This window comes from Erythrobacter sp. THAF29 (assembly GCF_009363635.1).
GTDB lineage: Bacteria > Pseudomonadota > Alphaproteobacteria > Sphingomonadales > Sphingomonadaceae > Erythrobacter.
This window is the reverse complement of sequence record NZ_CP045392.1, coordinates 3154633-3170156: the sequence shown is the minus strand read 5'-3', so window position 1 is coordinate 3170156 and position 15524 is coordinate 3154633. Positions and strand designations below refer to the sequence as shown.

At 60.8% G+C, this 15524-nt stretch carries 19 protein-coding genes; 6 read left to right on the top strand and 13 right to left on the bottom strand.

The genetic code is table 11. The annotated features are described in order from the left end of the window. Nucleotides 1-113: 113 nt before the first annotated feature. Entirely contained in the window at nt 114-1016 is a 903-nt protein-coding gene (locus FIU90_RS15295; RefSeq protein ID WP_234029563.1) for a DMT family transporter, read from the bottom strand. A gap of 172 nt (nt 1017-1188) precedes the next feature. Between FIU90_RS15295 and FIU90_RS15290 the strand changes: the two genes are divergently transcribed. Further along, nucleotides 1189-2583, top strand: coding sequence for a L,D-transpeptidase family protein (locus tag FIU90_RS15290; RefSeq protein ID WP_152435557.1), 1395 nt, complete (start codon nt 1189-1191; stop codon nt 2581-2583). A 6-nt stretch (nt 2584-2589) separates the two neighbouring features. On the opposite strand, the gene FIU90_RS15285 is transcribed toward FIU90_RS15290, so the two are convergent. After that, on the bottom strand, nt 2590-3270 hold the full coding sequence (locus tag FIU90_RS15285) for a murein L,D-transpeptidase catalytic domain-containing protein (RefSeq protein WP_152435898.1): 681 nt from the start codon (nt 3268-3270) through the stop codon (nt 2590-2592). Between the two features lie 58 nt (nt 3271-3328). Beyond that, the gene (locus tag FIU90_RS15280; RefSeq protein WP_152435556.1) at nt 3329-4777 is read right to left on the bottom strand and encodes an NAD(P)-binding protein; all 1449 of its coding nucleotides are present in this window, start codon (nt 4775-4777) and stop codon (nt 3329-3331) included. 112 nt (nt 4778-4889) lie between these two features. On the opposite strand from FIU90_RS15280, the gene FIU90_RS15275 reads away from it, so the two are divergent. Then, nucleotides 4890-5360, top strand: a complete 471-nt coding sequence (locus tag FIU90_RS15275; RefSeq protein ID WP_234029562.1) for a hypothetical protein — start codon at nt 4890-4892, stop codon at nt 5358-5360. Here the strand turns inward: FIU90_RS15275 and FIU90_RS15270 are convergent. Genes FIU90_RS15270 through ispG form a run of 5 tightly spaced genes read right to left on the bottom strand, consistent with a single transcriptional unit; the run spans nt 5336 to nt 8771 of the window. Continuing rightward, entirely contained in the window at nt 5336-6277 is a 942-nt protein-coding gene (locus FIU90_RS15270; protein WP_152435554.1) for a histone deacetylase, read from the bottom strand. The genes FIU90_RS15275 and FIU90_RS15270 overlap by 25 nt on opposite strands. Then, a complete protein-coding gene (locus FIU90_RS15265) occupies nt 6277-6825 on the bottom strand; it encodes a manganese efflux pump MntP family protein (protein WP_152435553.1) in 549 nt (182 codons plus the stop codon). Before FIU90_RS15265 ends, FIU90_RS15270 begins: the two co-directional genes overlap by 1 nt. A gap of 14 nt (nt 6826-6839) precedes the next feature. Further along, nucleotides 6840-7337 carry a thioredoxin family protein gene (locus tag FIU90_RS15260; protein WP_152435552.1) on the bottom strand — a complete coding sequence of 166 codons (498 nt, stop codon included), beginning with the start codon at nt 7335-7337 and terminating at the stop codon, nt 6840-6842. Next, a complete protein-coding gene (locus FIU90_RS15620; RefSeq protein ID WP_172970298.1) occupies nt 7334-7627 on the bottom strand; it encodes a hypothetical protein in 294 nt (97 codons plus the stop codon). The genes FIU90_RS15260 and FIU90_RS15620 overlap by 4 nt, the downstream gene beginning before the upstream one ends. Before the next feature lies 1 nt (nt 7628). After that, nucleotides 7629-8771 carry a flavodoxin-dependent (E)-4-hydroxy-3-methylbut-2-enyl-diphosphate synthase gene (gene ispG / locus FIU90_RS15250; protein ID WP_152435897.1) on the bottom strand — a complete coding sequence of 381 codons (1143 nt, stop codon included), beginning with the start codon at nt 8769-8771 and terminating at the stop codon, nt 7629-7631. A gap of 149 nt (nt 8772-8920) precedes the next feature. On the opposite strand from ispG, the gene FIU90_RS15245 reads away from it, so the two are divergent. Beyond that, nucleotides 8921-9634, top strand: coding sequence for a hypothetical protein (locus tag FIU90_RS15245; protein ID WP_152435551.1), 714 nt, complete (start codon nt 8921-8923; stop codon nt 9632-9634). A 9-nt stretch (nt 9635-9643) separates the two neighbouring features. Here the strand turns inward: FIU90_RS15245 and FIU90_RS15240 are convergent, their stop codons facing one another. From FIU90_RS15240 to FIU90_RS15225, 4 genes are all read right to left on the bottom strand, one after another. Continuing rightward, on the bottom strand, nt 9644-10297 hold the full coding sequence (locus FIU90_RS15240) for an NrsF family protein (RefSeq protein ID WP_152435550.1): 654 nt from the start codon (nt 10295-10297) through the stop codon (nt 9644-9646). 1 nt (nt 10298) lies between these two features. Then, nucleotides 10299-10829 carry a sigma-70 family RNA polymerase sigma factor gene (locus FIU90_RS15235; RefSeq protein WP_152435549.1) on the bottom strand — a complete coding sequence of 177 codons (531 nt, stop codon included), beginning with the start codon at nt 10827-10829 and terminating at the stop codon, nt 10299-10301. A gap of 1 nt (nt 10830) precedes the next feature. Next, nucleotides 10831-11304: a DoxX family protein gene (locus FIU90_RS15230; protein ID WP_152435548.1), complete on the bottom strand. Its 474-nt coding sequence runs from the start codon at nt 11302-11304 to the stop codon at nt 10831-10833. A 72-nt stretch (nt 11305-11376) separates the two neighbouring features. Next, nucleotides 11377-11661, bottom strand: a complete 285-nt coding sequence (locus tag FIU90_RS15225) for a DUF2282 domain-containing protein (RefSeq protein ID WP_152435547.1) — start codon at nt 11659-11661, stop codon at nt 11377-11379. 186 nt (nt 11662-11847) lie between these two features. Here FIU90_RS15225 and FIU90_RS15220 point away from each other — a divergent pair, with 186 nt between their 5' ends. From FIU90_RS15220 to FIU90_RS15210, 3 genes are all read left to right on the top strand, one after another. Continuing rightward, nucleotides 11848-12726 carry a DUF692 domain-containing protein gene (locus FIU90_RS15220; RefSeq protein ID WP_370515213.1) on the top strand — a complete coding sequence of 293 codons (879 nt, stop codon included), beginning with the start codon at nt 11848-11850 and terminating at the stop codon, nt 12724-12726. Further along, the gene (locus tag FIU90_RS15215) at nt 12723-13520 is read left to right on the top strand and encodes a DNA-binding domain-containing protein (protein ID WP_152435545.1); all 798 of its coding nucleotides are present in this window, start codon (nt 12723-12725) and stop codon (nt 13518-13520) included. Before FIU90_RS15220 ends, FIU90_RS15215 begins: the two co-directional genes overlap by 4 nt. A gap of 63 nt (nt 13521-13583) precedes the next feature. Then, nucleotides 13584-14519, top strand: coding sequence for an alpha/beta hydrolase fold domain-containing protein (locus FIU90_RS15210; protein ID WP_234029561.1), 936 nt, complete (start codon nt 13584-13586; stop codon nt 14517-14519). Here FIU90_RS15210 and FIU90_RS15205 read toward each other — a convergent pair. Then, on the bottom strand, nt 14516-15466 hold the full coding sequence (locus tag FIU90_RS15205) for an SDR family NAD(P)-dependent oxidoreductase (protein ID WP_152435544.1): 951 nt from the start codon (nt 15464-15466) through the stop codon (nt 14516-14518). The two genes, FIU90_RS15210 and FIU90_RS15205, sit on opposite strands and share 4 nt — an antisense overlap. Between the last annotated feature and the right edge of the window lie 58 nt (nt 15467-15524).

Below are 15524 nucleotides of genomic sequence, written 5' to 3'. Positions count from 1 at the left end.
GGGAAGGGTTTTCCGGGCCGCGCCCGGAGGCAAATTCTGCTGGTGCACCTGCTCGTTTGCAGGCTTTCCGTCAAGGGTGTGAGGGCAGTTGCGAGTCGCTTGCGATTACGCGTTCAGCTTGCCGCTACGGCAGGCGGATTGCGCGGTTTTCTGGTCGCGATCCAGCAGCCCGTTACGATTAGGGCTGTCCCGGCAATCGTGGGAAGGGTTACAGGTTCGCGAAAGAACAGCCAACCGAACAGGCTCGCCCAGAGAAAGCCGGTATATTCGAGCGGCACAAGCGCCTGTGCCTCGGCCCGCGCATAGGCCCAAGCGATCGCCATCGCCCCGGTGACGGTCAGCGCGCCTGCGCCAACGATCGCCCAAAGCGCGCTTGCCTGCGGCACCGATCCGAGAAAAGGCGCGAACAAGAGCAAAACGAGCCCGCCCACGCCGCTATGGAATGTCGCAATCTCCACCGGGCCAGCCACCTGGCTTTGCCTGCGGATTACGACGAAATTGTAGGCGTAGAGGAAGGCCGAGAAAATCAGAGAGGCAAGACCCAGAAGCATGTCCTCGGTGAGTTCCTCGCGACCGAGCTTGCCGCCGACGATCACCAGCGTACCGATCAGCCCCAGAACGCTGGCGAAGACCGCCTTCGACCGGATCCTTTCGCCGAGCAGTACACGAGCGAAATAGAGCGCAATCAGTGGGGCGATGAAGCTGATTGCGATCGCCTCGGCGAGCGGCAACTTGGTGAGGGCGTAAAAGAAGCTGAGAGCCATGAAAGCGGATATGATTCCCCGCTCCATGTGCAATTTCAGCACGTTGCGCGAGGGCCAGCCCTTTCGCTGGGCGAGCCAGAAGGGAGCGATTATCGCGGCGCCGAAAAGCGACCTCAGAACAGTCGCTGTGTAGGTGCCTGTGGCTAACGCGGCCTCCTTCATCAGCGCGTCCATCAGCGACAGAAAACCGACGCCCGCTGCAGCAGCGGCGAACGGAAGCAGTCTTGCGGCGGGATGCGGCTGCGCGGGCATGGCGTAGAGGCTTAGTCGCAACTGTGGATGCCGTCACCATCCACCGGCGCTGACAATCAGTTCATCGCTGTGAAAGCGATGCTGGTTGATAGTCGATACGCAGCAGGGGTATACTCTGCCGAAACGGGTAGGGCCGCTATTTCGCGGCGTTTTTGGGACCATAGAGAAATATATGCGCAAATTGGGTGGCACACTGGCGGGCGGAATTGCAGCCGTGACGTTGATCGCGAGCGGGGCGCTTGCGCAAGACGGACAGGACGCGCCTCCTGAAGCCGCGGAAGCAGAGACTGGCGAAACCGAAACGGTCGAAACCGATGCGAGCTTCGATGAAGCCTTCCCGCAAATGGTCTCCGATCCGATGGTCCAGGGCGACATTGCACCTCCCGGACCCCTGGTACAGGATTGGTCGGTCTCTGCTGCGCAGGAGCTGATCGAAGTTATCGAAGGGATCGGTGCCGAGGGCCTCGATCCGCGCGATTACGATCTCCAGGCTCTCAAGACGTCGGTCCAGTCCGGACCTTCCGACGAGCTGAACCAACTCGCCTCGCAGAATTTTGTCTGGCTTGTCGAGGATCTGCGCGATGGCCGTACGCCGATGGATGCGCGCGAACAATGGTTCGTGGTGGATCCCGATCGCGACAAGTATCGCACCGCGGACCTTCTGACAAAGGCGCTAGAGACCGGCGATGTTCGCGGCACGCTTATGGAGCTCAATCCGACGCATGAAGACTATGCGCGGCTTCGTGAGGAACTCGCAAAAACTCCTGAAAGCGACACGGCCAGGCGCAAGCTGATCCGTGCCAATATGGACCGCTGGCGCTGGCTCCAGCGCGATCTTGGCAGGCTATACCTGCTGACAAACGTGCCCGAGTACCAGCTGCGTCTTACCGCCGGGGACAAGATATTCACCTACCGCACCATCGTCGGAAAGCCCGGTCGTACCGCGACGCCGCAGCTTGCCGAAATGGTCGAAGGCGTCGTCTTTAATCCGACCTGGACTGTGCCGCAGTCGATCGTGAAGGGCGAAGGGCTTGGCAACAAAGTCCTGAACAATCCTGCATGGGCCAAACGTAACGGCTACAAGGCGACGAAGGGCGCAAATGGCTGGATTTCGGTCGTGCAACAGCCCGGGCCGGGCAACTCGTTGGGCCGGATGAAGCTCGAAATGCCGAATCCGCACGCGATTTTTTTCCACGACACGCCTTCGCGGCATCTTTTCGCGACTGAGAACCGAGCGCTGTCGCATGGCTGCATCCGCACCGAGCGTGCTCTCGAACTCGCCATTACGATGGCGATACTGGGTAAGGGTGCAACCAAGGACGAGGCGATCGCGATTGCGACCTCGGGCGAATACACCAAGGTTCCGATCAAGCGACAGTTGCCGGCCTACATCACCTATTTCACCATGGCGACCGACATCAATGGCGAAATGCGGACTTTCAAGGACATCTACGGCCGCGATGAGCCCGTCCTCGCAAGCCTCGACAAGCCACGCGTCAAGGATCGCAGCAATGTGATCGACGATGAGGTGATCGTAATCGAGAACGACCCGCGCGACGGGGCCTGATCTGACTTAGTAGGAGCCCGGCGCGTAGCGTTGCAGGGTACTCGGATCGTCCGGCTGCAGGAGCTCCGGTGAGTTTTCCGACCAGCCGAGGCTATCGGCGTAAAGCAGCCTGCCGCCTGACAGGTTGAGCAGCGCGATACGGAAATCGTCCTCACCCATTGCAAAGCAACCGTTCGAGCGCCCGAGCCGACCCCAACGCTCGATATGCGATTTTTCAGCATATTTGGCGCGGTGCATGACGATGTAGCGACGCAGGGCCGCGTCATTGGTTGGGTCCAGCCCACCAAGTCGCACCGACGTGCCGTAGCGACCGACATACCATTCCCACGTTATGTATGCGCCCCTGCTCGTCGCGTTCGAGCCTTCCACGTTGGAATAACGGTTGAGCCAGCCATCGTGCTCCGGGTCCGAGCCTGTGCCGTGACTGACGTGGAAGCTCTGTACTTCCTCACGATCGAGATTGACGAAGTGGAACCGGCGCTCGGAGGAATGAACACCGAAATCGGCAATGCCGACAATATCCTTCTTCCAGATAACGTCCCCGGCACGGTCGAGCTCGCGTTTGGCGAGTCTGAACAGAGCCCGGTCGCGCGCGGTGCCTTTGCGCGGTGCAGCTGCAACAGCGGAGGGAAGGGATATCGCCGCCCCCGCGACCACGCCTGTCTTCAAGAGATCGCGCCTGTTCATAGCAATCATGATAATAGCGCAAACCTATCGTTCCCGTGAATAGGCAAATGCACAGGCATTAACCACTTTCGTGAATCGCCTTTGCGGCCATGCCAAGCTTGATCACGCCGGGCATGTTTGCCTGGATGGTTTCTCCCACCTTCGACAGGGCAGCGAGCCTCGGACTGTTTTCTTCTATCAGCCGCGCGACTGCAGGTCCGGTGGGATGCAGGCGGCTTCTCGAATTGAATTCGTTGGTTTTCTCATTGGCCGACAGGATCGCGGTGCTCATCAGGTTCGCCATTACCGCGTAGGGATAAGTGTCGGTTGAATCGGTAAGCGGGGCGGGCGGGCAAAGCGCGTTCTTTTCTTCGTCAGTGTCGAAATTCGCCTCGATAAAGGCCGCGAGCGCCGCGCTGTAGGGGACGAACGGTGTCTGCGCGAGCTGCAGCGTGATCCGGTCGCCTTCGAAAAAGGGCCGCGTGTTTTCGCGCGCTTCGAACGGCACGGCGGTGGCGGTGCAATCGACGAACAGCGTGTTGTCAGGCACCTCGACGCGCTCTTCGCTGAAATGCATGGCCCCGGTCTCGATCCCCGTAACGCGCCCCTGGCGGTAAACGTTGGTGATCTGGCGCAGCAGCTCGACTTCGCCCTCGGATATCACAGCGAAGTGGAACATCTTGGGCGTCACGTTCTCATCGATCCGCAGCATCACCCCTCTCTTGTCGAGGTGCTCGAACATTTCATCGCCTGTTTCCGAAGCGTTGGCGGCTTCAACCAGAGCGACCTGGAATTCGACCAGCCCCTCGATCCGGTGATAGGCGGGCTGGAGCAGTTTGCGGTTGAGCATCCAGCTGTCGCGCGGGCGCACCCAGCCGATCCTTTCAGGTGCAACTCCCGCCTCAAGCAGCCAGACGGCGGTGTCCATCGCAGTCTTGCCCCCGCCCAGGATAATGAAGTGATCGGGGAGGTTCCCGGTGTCTTTCCAGAGCGCGGGCAAATCGCCGGGAATGGAAAAGCGCGTCCCTTCCGCAATTTCGAAGGTGGGCTTGTGGGTGGATGGAACCGAGGTCTGGAACCACGTTCCGTCAACCAGCTTTCGCCTGACATGGATCGTCTGATCCTTGCCGGAAAGTATGCCGCTGACGTGGTGGTTCTTGCCGTCTTGCGATCGGTACTCGGTAAGCGGTAGGTAGGTGACACTACCACTGGGGATCATGCGCTCGCTCATCAGCTTGCTGTAGTAGGACAGGATCTCGGCATGCTTGGCGAGTGGATACATGCCCTTGTTGTGCCCGTGCTCGTCGACGCGATCGGGGCACAGCTCCATCGAGTTCACCCCGTATGTCGCGCTCGGCTGATGCAGGGCGACAAAGGAATAGGCATCGTTCCAGTGTCCGCCCGGCCGCGCGTGTTTGTCGACGATTGTGATGTGGCAAACGGGGTCTTCGTCAAGCAGGGTGTCTGCAAAGGCGAGGCCGACCGCGCCGGCGCCAACGATGAGGTAGTCGGTTTCAATATCGGCCATGGCGCTCTATTCCGCATTCAGTGTCCGGCGGACCGGACCGGTTCTCGAATCGCAGCGGAGACTGCCCTTGCTACCTACACGTTCGGCCAACTGTGTTTCAGTCTTTTGCGCGGTGGCCTTGGCCAGCGCAGTCCCGGTGGCTTCGCAGGAGAACTCCACGGCTGCGTCCGATCCCTACGACGAGGCATTCTCCCCGCCAGTCATCACCAGCGAACGAGATGCCGAGCGTCTGCGCAACCTTGAAGGTGCGACGCTGCAATGGCTCGGCTGGGAAAAGCGCGGAAAGGTCGTCTCTTACGTCGATCAGGATGGCGTGTGGTGGCTCACAACGGAATTGCGCGGGAAAGATGATGCCGGCCTGAAGCTCGAAGGCGTGATTACCGAGATTGGAAAGGACTATTTCCTCATCCATGCAGAGATCACGATTATGGGCACACCCGATCCGGACCGTTTCTGCGACGTCAACAAGATATGGCGTTTCGCCGTCACGCAGAACCGCAGCTATTACCGGCTGCGCGAATTCGAATGGTGCGACGGCCTGACCGACTACATCGATTTCTACTTCGCACCCAGCCTGCGCTGAGAGGCAGCGGGCTGGACAAACCGCGCGTTTTCCTCAGCCATTGCAAGCATCGAGCGGGCATGCCTGGTGCCGACCTCGGCCTGGTCATCTCCGTATCCACCGCCGAGCGCCGATGCGATCGGGAGGCCACGGCTTCGCGCCTCACGGACGACAAACCGGTCGCGTGCGGCAAGGCCTTCGTCGGTGAGGGCCAGCCGTCCCAGCTTGTCTTGGACATGCGGATCGACGCCTGCCTGATAAAGAACGAGGTCGGGTCCGAAGCGGTTTATGATGGCGGGCAGGTGCTCGTCGAGCACCTCCATGTAGCCATCGTCGTCGATCCCGTCGGCGAGGCCTATGTCGAGGCTCGAGCGCGCTTTTCGCACCGGGAAATTCTTCTCGGCGTGGAGCGAGAAGGTGAATATGTCCTCGCGTCCGGCAGTGAGGCTGGCCGTGCCGTCGCCTTGATGCACATCGAGATCGACGATCAGGACGCGGCTGGCATCGCCCTCGGCGATCAGCCGGTTCGATGCGACGGCGAGATCGTTGAATACGCAATAGCCTGCTCCCGTATCGGCGAGAGCGTGGTGGCTGCCGGCGGCGCTGTTGGCGGCATAGCCGTGCTGCTGGGCAAGCCGGGCGGCGAGCCAGGTGCCGCCATTGGTATGCCGCACCCGGTCGCGAATGCGCTGCGTGACCGGAAAACCGATCCGTCGCTCTTTCTCGCGCGGGACTGCGGCGCGAAACACCTCATCGACATAAGCGGGGTCGTGAACTGCCTCCAACCAGTCGCGCGGCATGGGTTCGGGCGCGTGCTCTGTGATCTGCGCGCCGCTCTCTCGCAGCGCCTCCATGACGAGGTAGTATTTGTCGAATTTGAACGTCCCGCGTTCCGGTCGCGGGGCCATATAGTCGGCGTGATGGACGACGTGCAGCATCAGCCCGAGATAATGCCGGTATGATCGAGCACAATCCTGATGCCGAGTGCGATCAGGATCAGGCCGCCGATGATTTCCGCCGGTCTTCCCCAACGATCACCCACCAGTTTTCCGATCTGGACCCCGAGAAGCGAGAGCAAGAGCGTCGCGATCGCGATCAGCGCGGCTGTTACCGGAGGCGCGAAATCGAGCGTGGGCAGGGTGATGCCGGCGGCCAGTGCATCGATGCTGGTTGCAATGGAAGCGCCAAGCAGGGCCATGCCGCTCAGGCGGCGCAAGCCTTCATCCTCCCCGCCGGTCCAGATCATGTGCAGGCCGATTGCCGTGAGCAGCGCAAATGCGATCCAGTGATCGAATGCTGAGACATAGGTGAAGGCAGCTTCGCCCAAGCCCCAACCTATGAGCGCCATTCCGCCCTGCGCCGCTCCGAAAGCCAGTGCAATCGACGCCATTGATGCGAATGCAGGGCGAAACCGCGCGCCTTGAACAAGGGCTACTGCGAACGCGTCCATCGCCAAGGCGAATGCGAGAAAAAGCGCCTCGATCATGTGCGCCTACCTCATCAACCGGCCAGCTTTGCCAGCTCATCGAAAATCTCGTTTTCGCTGCGGCTCGCGGCGTTGCGCCAGGTGGTGACCGTGTCGGCGTTCACCAATTCGCCTTTGTGGGTCAGGACGAGGACATTGGGCGTGCCCGGAAGGTCTGCGACGCCGAACCGGCGCGCGATGTCGATATTATGGCCGTCACCTTCCTGCGGCTTTCCGACGTTGACGTATACGAGCTCATACCTGTCCTCGATCAATTCGCTGAAGCGCTGAGTGCCCAGCCAACCGGCCAGCGCGCGGCTGTCGTGACACCAGTTCGCGCCCATGACGAGCAGCACGCGTTTGTCATTCTCGGCGGCGCGGGCGAGCGCCGCATCGACATCACCTTCGGGATCTTCCGACACGATGTACGATCTCGCCTCGGGGTAGTCGTGGTCGCTGAAATACCAATTTGCCGAAAGAATGGCGGCACAAAGCGCGGTGACCGCGCCGATTGTGTGGACAGGGCGGATCACAGCCGGCTTGTCTCGTCCTCGATTTCGAGAGCCCCGACCTTGAGGCGGTCGATCGTGAGTTCGCGCACCCGCATCCGTCCGACTGCGAGCCGCCCGATGGCAAGCGCTCCGATGGCAAGCGCTCCGACCGCGAGCGCGCCTATTGCAAGCGCTCCCGCTGCGGCAGCGCCGGTCGAGAGCGAGCCGGCACCTGCTCGCTTCACAGCTGCCTCGTCGTGGCGGATCAGCAGCGACTCCGCTTCGCTTTCTGGCTTGGTGGCCGCAATCGAAGGGGAGGCCGTTTCAGCCATCTTACTCGGCAGCCTCCGCCGCGTGCGGATCGAAGGCGGTCGCTTCGCCAGCTTCGATCTTCGCGGCCTTTTCTTCGACCAGTCTGACGATGTGGTCGAGCATCTCCTCGCTCTCGATATGGTGATCCTTCACGCCCGAAAGATACACCATGTGCCGTCCCGACCCGCCACCGGTGAGGCCGATATCGGTCTCGCGCGCTTCGCCGGGGCCATTGACCACGCAGCCCAGGACAGAAAGGCTCATCGGCGTCTTGATATGTTCGAGCCGCTTTTCGAGCGTTTCGACTGTGCGGATTACGTCGAAACCCTGGCGAGAGCAGGAGGGGCAGGACACCACGCGAACGCCGCGGGTGCGAAGGCCAAGCGCCTTAAGCATCTCGTAACCGACTTTCACCTCTTCCTCTGGCTCGGCAGAGAGCGAAACGCGGATTGTGTCGCCTATCCCCGCCCAGAGCAGCGATCCCATGCCGATAGACGATTTCACCGTCCCGCCGATGAGGCCGCCAGCCTCTGTTATGCCGAGGTGCAACGGGCAGTCGACCGCTTCGGCTAGCCCATGATAGGCGGCAACCGCGAGGAATACGTCGGATGCTTTCACCGCGACCTTGAACTCGTGAAAGTCGTGATCCTGTAGCAGCTTGATATGGTCCAGTGCGCTTTCGATCAGCGCCTCGGGGCAGGGTTCGCCGTATTTTTCCAGAAGGTCTTTCTCGAGCGACCCTGCATTCACCCCGATGCGGATCGCGCACCCATTGGCCTTCGCGGCGCGGACGACTTCGGCGACGCGCTCCGACGAGCCGATATTGCCCGGATTGATGCGCAGGCACGCCGCCCCCGCATCGGCTGCTTCGAGCGCGCGTTTGTAGTGGAAGTGTATATCGGCGACGATCGGAATGTTGGCAGCGCGCGTTATCAGCGGCATCGCCGCGGTCGCCTCCTCGGTCGGGCACGAGACGCGGATGATGTCGCATCCGACTTCCTCGCAGCGACGGATCTGGTCGATCGTCGCCACTGCGTCTTCTGTCGGGGTGTTGGTCATCGTTTGCACAGTGATCGGCGCATCGCCGCCAACGGGCACGTCGCCCACCATGATCTGGCGACATTTGCGCCGCTCTATATCGCGCCAAGGCCTTACTGAAGACATGGGGCGCATATAGGCGCGCGCGGATGAAGGGGCAATGACAAGCGAGCGCGCGAAAACAGGGTTGTCGGCTTCTTAACCCCTCGCCTTCATCATGTTCGGCGTGGAAATGCCCGCATTTGCTATGGGCATGGGGACGAGAAGGGGCAGAAATGCTTGCAATCGCGGATTTCGTCGACGCCGCGAGGCGGCTTGCGACCTCGCGCGCGCTACGCATCGCGCTGGTCGCGATCGTTCCCTATGCCTGCGTGCTGATCGGCATGAGCGTCGCGGCCCATTACGGCGCTGCCACCGATGCGTTGCTTCCGGTGCAGTTCTTCCTCTCGCAGGATGGGTCGTTCGGCGAATATCTCGAATATACGCTGACGGCGGCGAGCGCGGTGATGCTGTTCGCGCTGTGGCTGCGGAGCCGTGCGCTGGTTTATCTCACCAACGCGCTCTTGTTCGTTTGGCTGACGCTCGACAACTGGATGCAGATTCACGAGGAACTCGGTCAGGCACTCGCGCCTTCGCTACCCGCCTCAACCGGCCTTCCGGTCGAGAGCCACCATTTGGTCGAAGCCGGACTTTTCGGGGCAGTGGGACTGGTCTGGCTCTCAGGGCTCGCGACTGCGCTTCGCTCTGCTGACAAACGCGAGGCAGTCTACGCGCTGATGCTAGCAGGATGCATCGGGCTTGCCGCGGTTTTCGGCGTATTCGTCGACCTGCTCACGGTATGGGACGACCCCGACGTCATGCGCCAGCAATTCCTCGCTTTCGTCGAAGATGGCGGCGAATTCGTGCTGATCATCGCGACCTCAGCGCTCACGGTGGCAATATTCGACATTGAATATCGCCAGCGCGAGGGGATTCCGGCAAACGCCTGAACGCGCCCGTTACCAGCGGATCAGCGGCGGGACGACGAATCGTCCGATGACAGCCGAAATCGCGACCGGTGCGACGTGCCAGATGCCAACATGGCCGAGATTGTCGAGCGGGCAGGTGACACCATAGGCAAGCGTACCCAGTGAGCCGGCGGCAAGTCCGGTGAGCCATCCAGCCCTCTCGAGCGAGACCGGCGCACCGCGACGCAACCAGAGGATCGATGCAATTGCGACAAGCAGCCCTGCCACCAGCGAGGCGCTGGTGCAGAACCACGCAGCAGGATCGTTCAGGCCGCTGTAGACCGTTTCCTCGCGGGTGGAGAGCAAGGTGAGAACTGCGGCAACCGGTACAATTGCCAGCATCGCAGCACCCCAGGCAGGTGCAGTGGCGCGCGAGCCGATCCGCGGCTGAGCCTGCGCAACGAGCGCAGCGGAACTCGCAAGTCCGACAACGAACAGCAGACCGTGTGTGATCCAGAAGTAGCCCGAGGCCTCTCCGGTCACCATTCCCATCCAGAAATCGTAGAGGAATACCGACACCGCGAATGCGACGATTGCAGAAAAACCGATCAGCAGCAGCCCGTCGCGCGGTTTGACACGCTTTACGGGAGCAAGATCCTCGGTCATCGCCGCAATCAGATCGGCTCGGTTGGTTTCGTCCTTCATTTCAATCAGCTTTCTCGACCAAGGTGGCGAGCTTTTTAAGGCCACGATGGATGTTCACTTTGACTAGGCTTTCGCTCTGGCCGGTCTTGTCTGCGGCTTCGCGTATCGACAAGCCGCCTATTTTCACGAGTTCTATGACTTCGGCCTGCTTTTCGGGGATCTGGCCGAACAGCCTGTCGAGGCTGACGCGGGCCATGACGACTTCTTCTTCGCTGTCCTCGACCGCGTCGTCTTCCATCAGCTCGCTGGCGTCGTGCTTGTAGACCTTGCGCAGGTGATCGACCCAGCGATAGCGCGCGATCGCCGCGAGCCATGGCAGGAAGGGCCGCGAAGGGTCCCATGTCGCGCGCTTGGTGTAGAACGCGATGAGCACCTCCTGCACCAGATCATCTGTCTGGTGCGGAGGCACCCGGCGGCGGAAGTACCGCTCCAGCCAGACGCCCACCTCGGTCAGCAACACATTGGCTGCGGCTTTGTCGCCGTCCTGTGTCGCTGCCATGAGGCGGGCGAAGGTTGGTTCGTCGGCGACCATCTTACTCGGCCTTGGAGCCTGCGAACTTGGCAAGCAGCGCGTCGAGCGAGAACAGTCCGGCACCGCGGCTCAAAAGGAATCCGCCAAGGGCCAGCACCGTGATCGCCCAGCCGAAAAAGTGTGCGGCGTCGGGGAACACGAACAACTGGATTACCATCGCCATGATCATCAGGGCGAGCGCAGAAAAGCGCGTGAACAGGCCCAGCACAAGCAGGATAGGGAAGAAAAATTCCGCATAGGTGGCCATCGGTACGGCGAGATCGGTGGGGATAGGTAGCCCTGAGAACTCATTCTCGAAGATGAAGTACTGGGTTTCGTCGATCTGCAACAGGGTGTCTTCGACGACCTTGGTCTTGTACGAGCGCCAGAATATACCGGCCAGCGCGATGCGCGTGGCGAGTTGTACGATGCTTTCGAAGACAGTGCCCGAAAGCATACCGGTCAATCGCTCCCACATTTGCTTAAGTCCGTTCATGATTTTCCTCCTAATCCGGAAAGAGGGGAGCCCGCATCAAGTGCCTGGCGGGCTCCCCCCCTTGCTTGCGCCTCAGCGCTTGATGGGTTTCAGCGAGCCTTTGCCTTTGGGCGTTTCGATCTTCTCGCAGGTGCCCTTGGCGACATATTTCCAGGCGTTCCCCTGGTAGTCCTTTGTCGAGGTGCCGGCGCAGCTGGTACCCGGACCTGCGGCGCAATCGTTCTTGCCGGCTTTGGCGACACCGTAGCACTTTTCCTTTGCGCCCGATTGGGCGGCGATCGGGGTGCTGGCGAGACCTGCAGCGACGCTGGCGGTAAGGGCGAGGCCTGCGAATTTCGCGATCGATTTGGCTTTCATGGCATTTCTCCAAAACTTGTATCCCGGCCCGGGCGGGGTTGCCGGACCTGTCACGTCATTCGCGCTCGCATTCGGGACGGTTACAAATCTTTTCAATTTTCTTGGACGATCCCCCGTTTGATGCGCGAGTGTAACAAGCAGCCTCCCCATCGCGAAATTACCCTTGAACGGCCTCGACAGGCCATGATTTCTGCTATGGAAAGGTCAATGTCGCACCATCCTGCACCAATCGAACCATTCAGCGGATTTGGCCTCGGCCTGCGCCGCACACACTATGAGGATTTCCTGAAAAGCGACGTGCCGGTCGATTTTGTCGAGGTGATCAGCGAGAATTACATGGTCGAAGGGGGGCGGCAGTTGCGCATTCTAGAGCAGGTGCGCGAAAAGCTGCCGGTGATCCTGCACGGTGTTTCGATGTCGATCGGCTCGGCAAATGGTCTGGATCCCGACCACCTCGACAAATTGAAGCGAATTGAGCGGCGGATCGACCCGCTGTGGGTCTCCGACCACTTATGCTGGACCCGGACCAGCGCACACAACAGCCACGACCTGCTGCCTCTCCCCCTGACCGAAGAAGCATTGCAGGCAGTCTGCACCAATATCGACCGGGCGCAGGAAGCGCTGGGCCGCGCGATGCTGTTCGAGAATCCGTCGAGCTACCTCACGTTCCCAGAGGACGAGCTGACCGAATGGGAATTCCTCACCGAGATGACCCGGCGAACGGGTTGCTACCTGCTGCTCGACGTCAACAACATCTATGTCAGCGCGCGCAACCACGGCTTCAGCGCAGAGGAATATCTCGACGGCTTGCCGCTCGACCGGGTGCGCCAGATCCATCTGGCAGGCCATGAACCCGCCACCCCAGAGCGCGATGTCATCATCGATACGCACGACCGCGAGATCGCGGACGGCGTTTGGGATCTCTATGCCAGGGCTCTCGCAATGCTCCCACAGCCTGTCGCGATCATGATCGAGCGCGATGAGCGTATCCCGCCGCTCGCCGAGCTATTGACCGAACTCGATCGTGCGCGCGGAATCGCAGGCAAGGCTCTGGTCGGGGCATGAGCAAACCGCAATCGTTGGCAGAGCGGCAGGCTGCATTCATGCGCGCGATCTTGGATGAGGGTGCGCCGCTTCCCGAGGGTTGGGGCAACCGGCAGGCGCTTGGCATGTCGGTTTATCGTGGCAACTACCGCTCGGCGCTGGTCGGAGCGCTCGAGAGCACTTTCGAGCGGACCGCGCGCTATGTCGGCGAGGACACCTTCAAAAAGGTTTGCGCGCATCATGCCATCGCGAACCCGCCCGCAGGCTGGACCATCGATGAGACGGGCAAAGGGTTCGATACAACCTGCGCGGAGCTCTTCGTGAACAATCCCGAGGTCGCGGATCTCGCCTGGCTGGAATGGACTATGCTGTCCGTGTCGACGGCGCAGGATGCCAATCGGCTAGCGCCTGCGGATTTTGCTGCCTCGACGGCGAAATTTGGCGATGAAGAGTGGATGACCCTGCGATTGATCTTCAAGCATCGAGCAGAGGCGAAAATTGTCGAAACGAATCTCAGTGGTCTTTGGAATGCACTCGGGGAGGATACAGAAAGCGATCCACCCCCCCCCCGCCTCGACGCGCCGCGTGGTGTCATCGTCTCGCGCGAGGACGAGCAGCCGGTCTTCCAGATGGTGGATCCCGACAATGCGCGCGCTTTCGAAGCAATGCGCGGCGGAGCGACATACGGCGAGACAATCATGTTGCTCGCAGGCGATGACGAAAGTCTTGAAGCGATCGGACAGGCTGCCTTGTGCGCCGGAGCAATGCTCGGAGAGTGGCTCAACGAAGGCTTGATCACCGCGCTCGATCGCTGATTGAGAAAGCTTGACTCGTGATGCCATGGCGTCACTCTCCGCCGCTTGAGGGGAGAGATCGTTTTGACCAGCACAGCCGTCGAATTGCGGACCACCAAGCCGAGCCTGTTGCTGCGCATGGCCACATGGCTCATCAGCAAGCGCACGCCGATATTTCCCAAGGATGCAAGCGACGTCCACGGCTTCCTGCACAATCGCAAACCTCCGCGTGATGCGCCGATGCCCGAGGCGATGCGCTCGAAGTACCAGATCGAGGAATGGACTGCCGCCGGTCAGAAAGTGGTGACGATCCATCCCAAGTCCGGCCCGGCAGATTGGCACATGCTCTATTTTCACGGTGGCGGGTTCGTGCTGCCGATGTTCAAGGAGCACTGGCCCCTCGCCGGCGCGATGGTTGATGCCTGCAGACTGAGCGTGACGGTGCCGCTTTACGAGGTGCTGCCCGAAAGCTCTTATGAAAGGCAGGATGCGGTGGCAGACGCAGCTTTTGCCAAGCTGGCCGAAACCCACGATCCGGCAAGGATTATCCTCAACGGGGACAGCGCGGGCGGACATATGGCGCTCAGCCTCGCTTTGCGGCTGGCGCGCGCCAGCGGTCCGCAACCGGGCAAGCTGGCGCTGTTCGCTCCCTGGCTTGATGTGACGATGGCAGACGAAGCAATCGCCGCGGTCGAGCCGCACGATTTCATGCTAAAGACCGGTGCATTGCGCGAATGCGGGAAAGCCTTTGCTGCGAACCGCGATCCTGCGGGTCCGGAATGCAGCCCGCTTTACACGCCTGCCGAGGAACTTGCGATGCTGCCGCCGACACGCATCTGGACCGGCCGTCACGACCTCTTCATCATCGACTCACGCTCGTTTGCCGACAAGCTGATCGAGGCGGGCGTCGATGCAAAGCTCTACGAATATGAAGGCGCGCCTCACGTTTTCATGGCAATCACGCCGGCGAAAGAGTCGAAAGACACGATGCGCCTGCTTTGCGAGTTCATCGAAAACTAGGCTGCAAAGCGTTCGCCAACCAACTGCTCGCTCAACGCCCAGAGCCGATCTGCATTGCCCTTGTCGAGCGCATAGCTGCGAACACCGCCCTTAGAAGACTCATCGTCGATCTCGGCAATGTGGCAATCTTCGCAATAGACGCCGCCTTTGCCTTCGATTTCGGGCGCGGTCGCGGCCCAGGTCTGGGTCGCAGCGCCTTGAGGGATCGTCTTCCACGAGAAGTCCGGATCGTTTTCGGTCACCCGTTTCACCAGCGCGGCACTTTCCTCCTCGGTCATATGCCTCCCCAGATTGGTCTGGATGCCGCCGGGATGCACGGCATAGGCGTGGATGCCTTTGTCGGCGAAGCGATCCTCAAGCCCAACGGTGAACAGGATGTTCGCGGTCTTTGACTGACCATAGCTCAACCACGGATCGTAATCGGTATGCTCGAAATTCGGATCGTCGAGATTGGCAGGCGCGATGTGGTGCCCGCGGCTGGACAGGTTCACGATCCGTTTGTCGCGCCCCTTTCCTATCAGGGGCATCAGTTCCTTGGTCAGCAGGAAGTGCCCGACGTGATTGGTGCCGAATTGCATCTCGAAGCCGTCGGCAGTTTGCATCTTGGGGCACGCCATGACGCCAGCATTGTTGATCAGGATGTCGATGCTTTCGAAACGATTGCGCGCGGTTTCACCGCAATGCCGGACGCTGTCGAGCGAACCGAGATCGCAGATGATCGTTTCTACGATGGCATCCGGGTTTTCGCTCTCGATAGACGCCACCGCTTCGTCGAGCTTCGCCTGATCGCGCCCGGCCAGTATCACGTGCGCGCCTCTGGCCGCCATGGCGCGGCCTGTTTCGAGGCCCAGTCCGGAATTGCCGCCAGTTATGAAAACGCGCTTGCCCGAAATGTCCATGCCTTCGAGCACTTCATCGGTTGTCGTTGTTTCACCAAAATTGCTCATCGTTTCCTCCCAGCATGATCGAATGCTTGAAGTAGCCTCATGCGCAGCTTTGGGTTAG

Bases quoted from the DNA above. Each gene is read 5' to 3' on its own strand.
- FIU90_RS15270 (WP_152435554.1), bottom strand. From the start codon at position 6,277: ATGCTGCACGTCGTCCATCACGCCGACTATATGGCCCCGCGACCGGAA.
- FIU90_RS15235 (WP_152435549.1), bottom strand. From the start codon at position 10,829: ATGGTCGCCGACGAACCAACCTTCGCCCGCCTCATGGCAGCGACACAG.
- FIU90_RS15265 (WP_152435553.1), bottom strand. From the start codon at position 6,825: ATGATCGAGGCGCTTTTTCTCGCATTCGCCTTGGCGATGGACGCGTTC.
- FIU90_RS15215 (WP_152435545.1), top strand. From the start codon at position 12,723: ATGAGCAAACCGCAATCGTTGGCAGAGCGGCAGGCTGCATTCATGCGC.
- FIU90_RS15230 (WP_152435548.1), bottom strand. From the start codon at position 11,304: ATGAACGGACTTAAGCAAATGTGGGAGCGATTGACCGGTATGCTTTCG.
- FIU90_RS15280 (WP_152435556.1), bottom strand. From the start codon at position 4,777: ATGGCCGATATTGAAACCGACTACCTCATCGTTGGCGCCGGCGCGGTC.
- FIU90_RS15290 (WP_152435557.1), top strand. From the start codon at position 1,189: ATGCGCAAATTGGGTGGCACACTGGCGGGCGGAATTGCAGCCGTGACG.
- FIU90_RS15205 (WP_152435544.1), bottom strand. From the start codon at position 15,466: ATGAGCAATTTTGGTGAAACAACGACAACCGATGAAGTGCTCGAAGGC.
- FIU90_RS15245 (WP_152435551.1), top strand. From the start codon at position 8,921: ATGCTTGCAATCGCGGATTTCGTCGACGCCGCGAGGCGGCTTGCGACC.
- ispG (WP_152435897.1), bottom strand. From the start codon at position 8,771: ATGTCTTCAGTAAGGCCTTGGCGCGATATAGAGCGGCGCAAATGTCGC.
- FIU90_RS15225 (WP_152435547.1), bottom strand. From the start codon at position 11,661: ATGAAAGCCAAATCGATCGCGAAATTCGCAGGCCTCGCCCTTACCGCC.
- FIU90_RS15285 (WP_152435898.1), bottom strand. From the start codon at position 3,270: ATGAACAGGCGCGATCTCTTGAAGACAGGCGTGGTCGCGGGGGCGGCG.
- FIU90_RS15240 (WP_152435550.1), bottom strand. From the start codon at position 10,297: ATGAAGGACGAAACCAACCGAGCCGATCTGATTGCGGCGATGACCGAG.
- FIU90_RS15620 (WP_172970298.1), bottom strand. From the start codon at position 7,627: ATGGCTGAAACGGCCTCCCCTTCGATTGCGGCCACCAAGCCAGAAAGC.
- FIU90_RS15295 (WP_234029563.1), bottom strand. From the start codon at position 1,016: ATGCCCGCGCAGCCGCATCCCGCCGCAAGACTGCTTCCGTTCGCCGCT.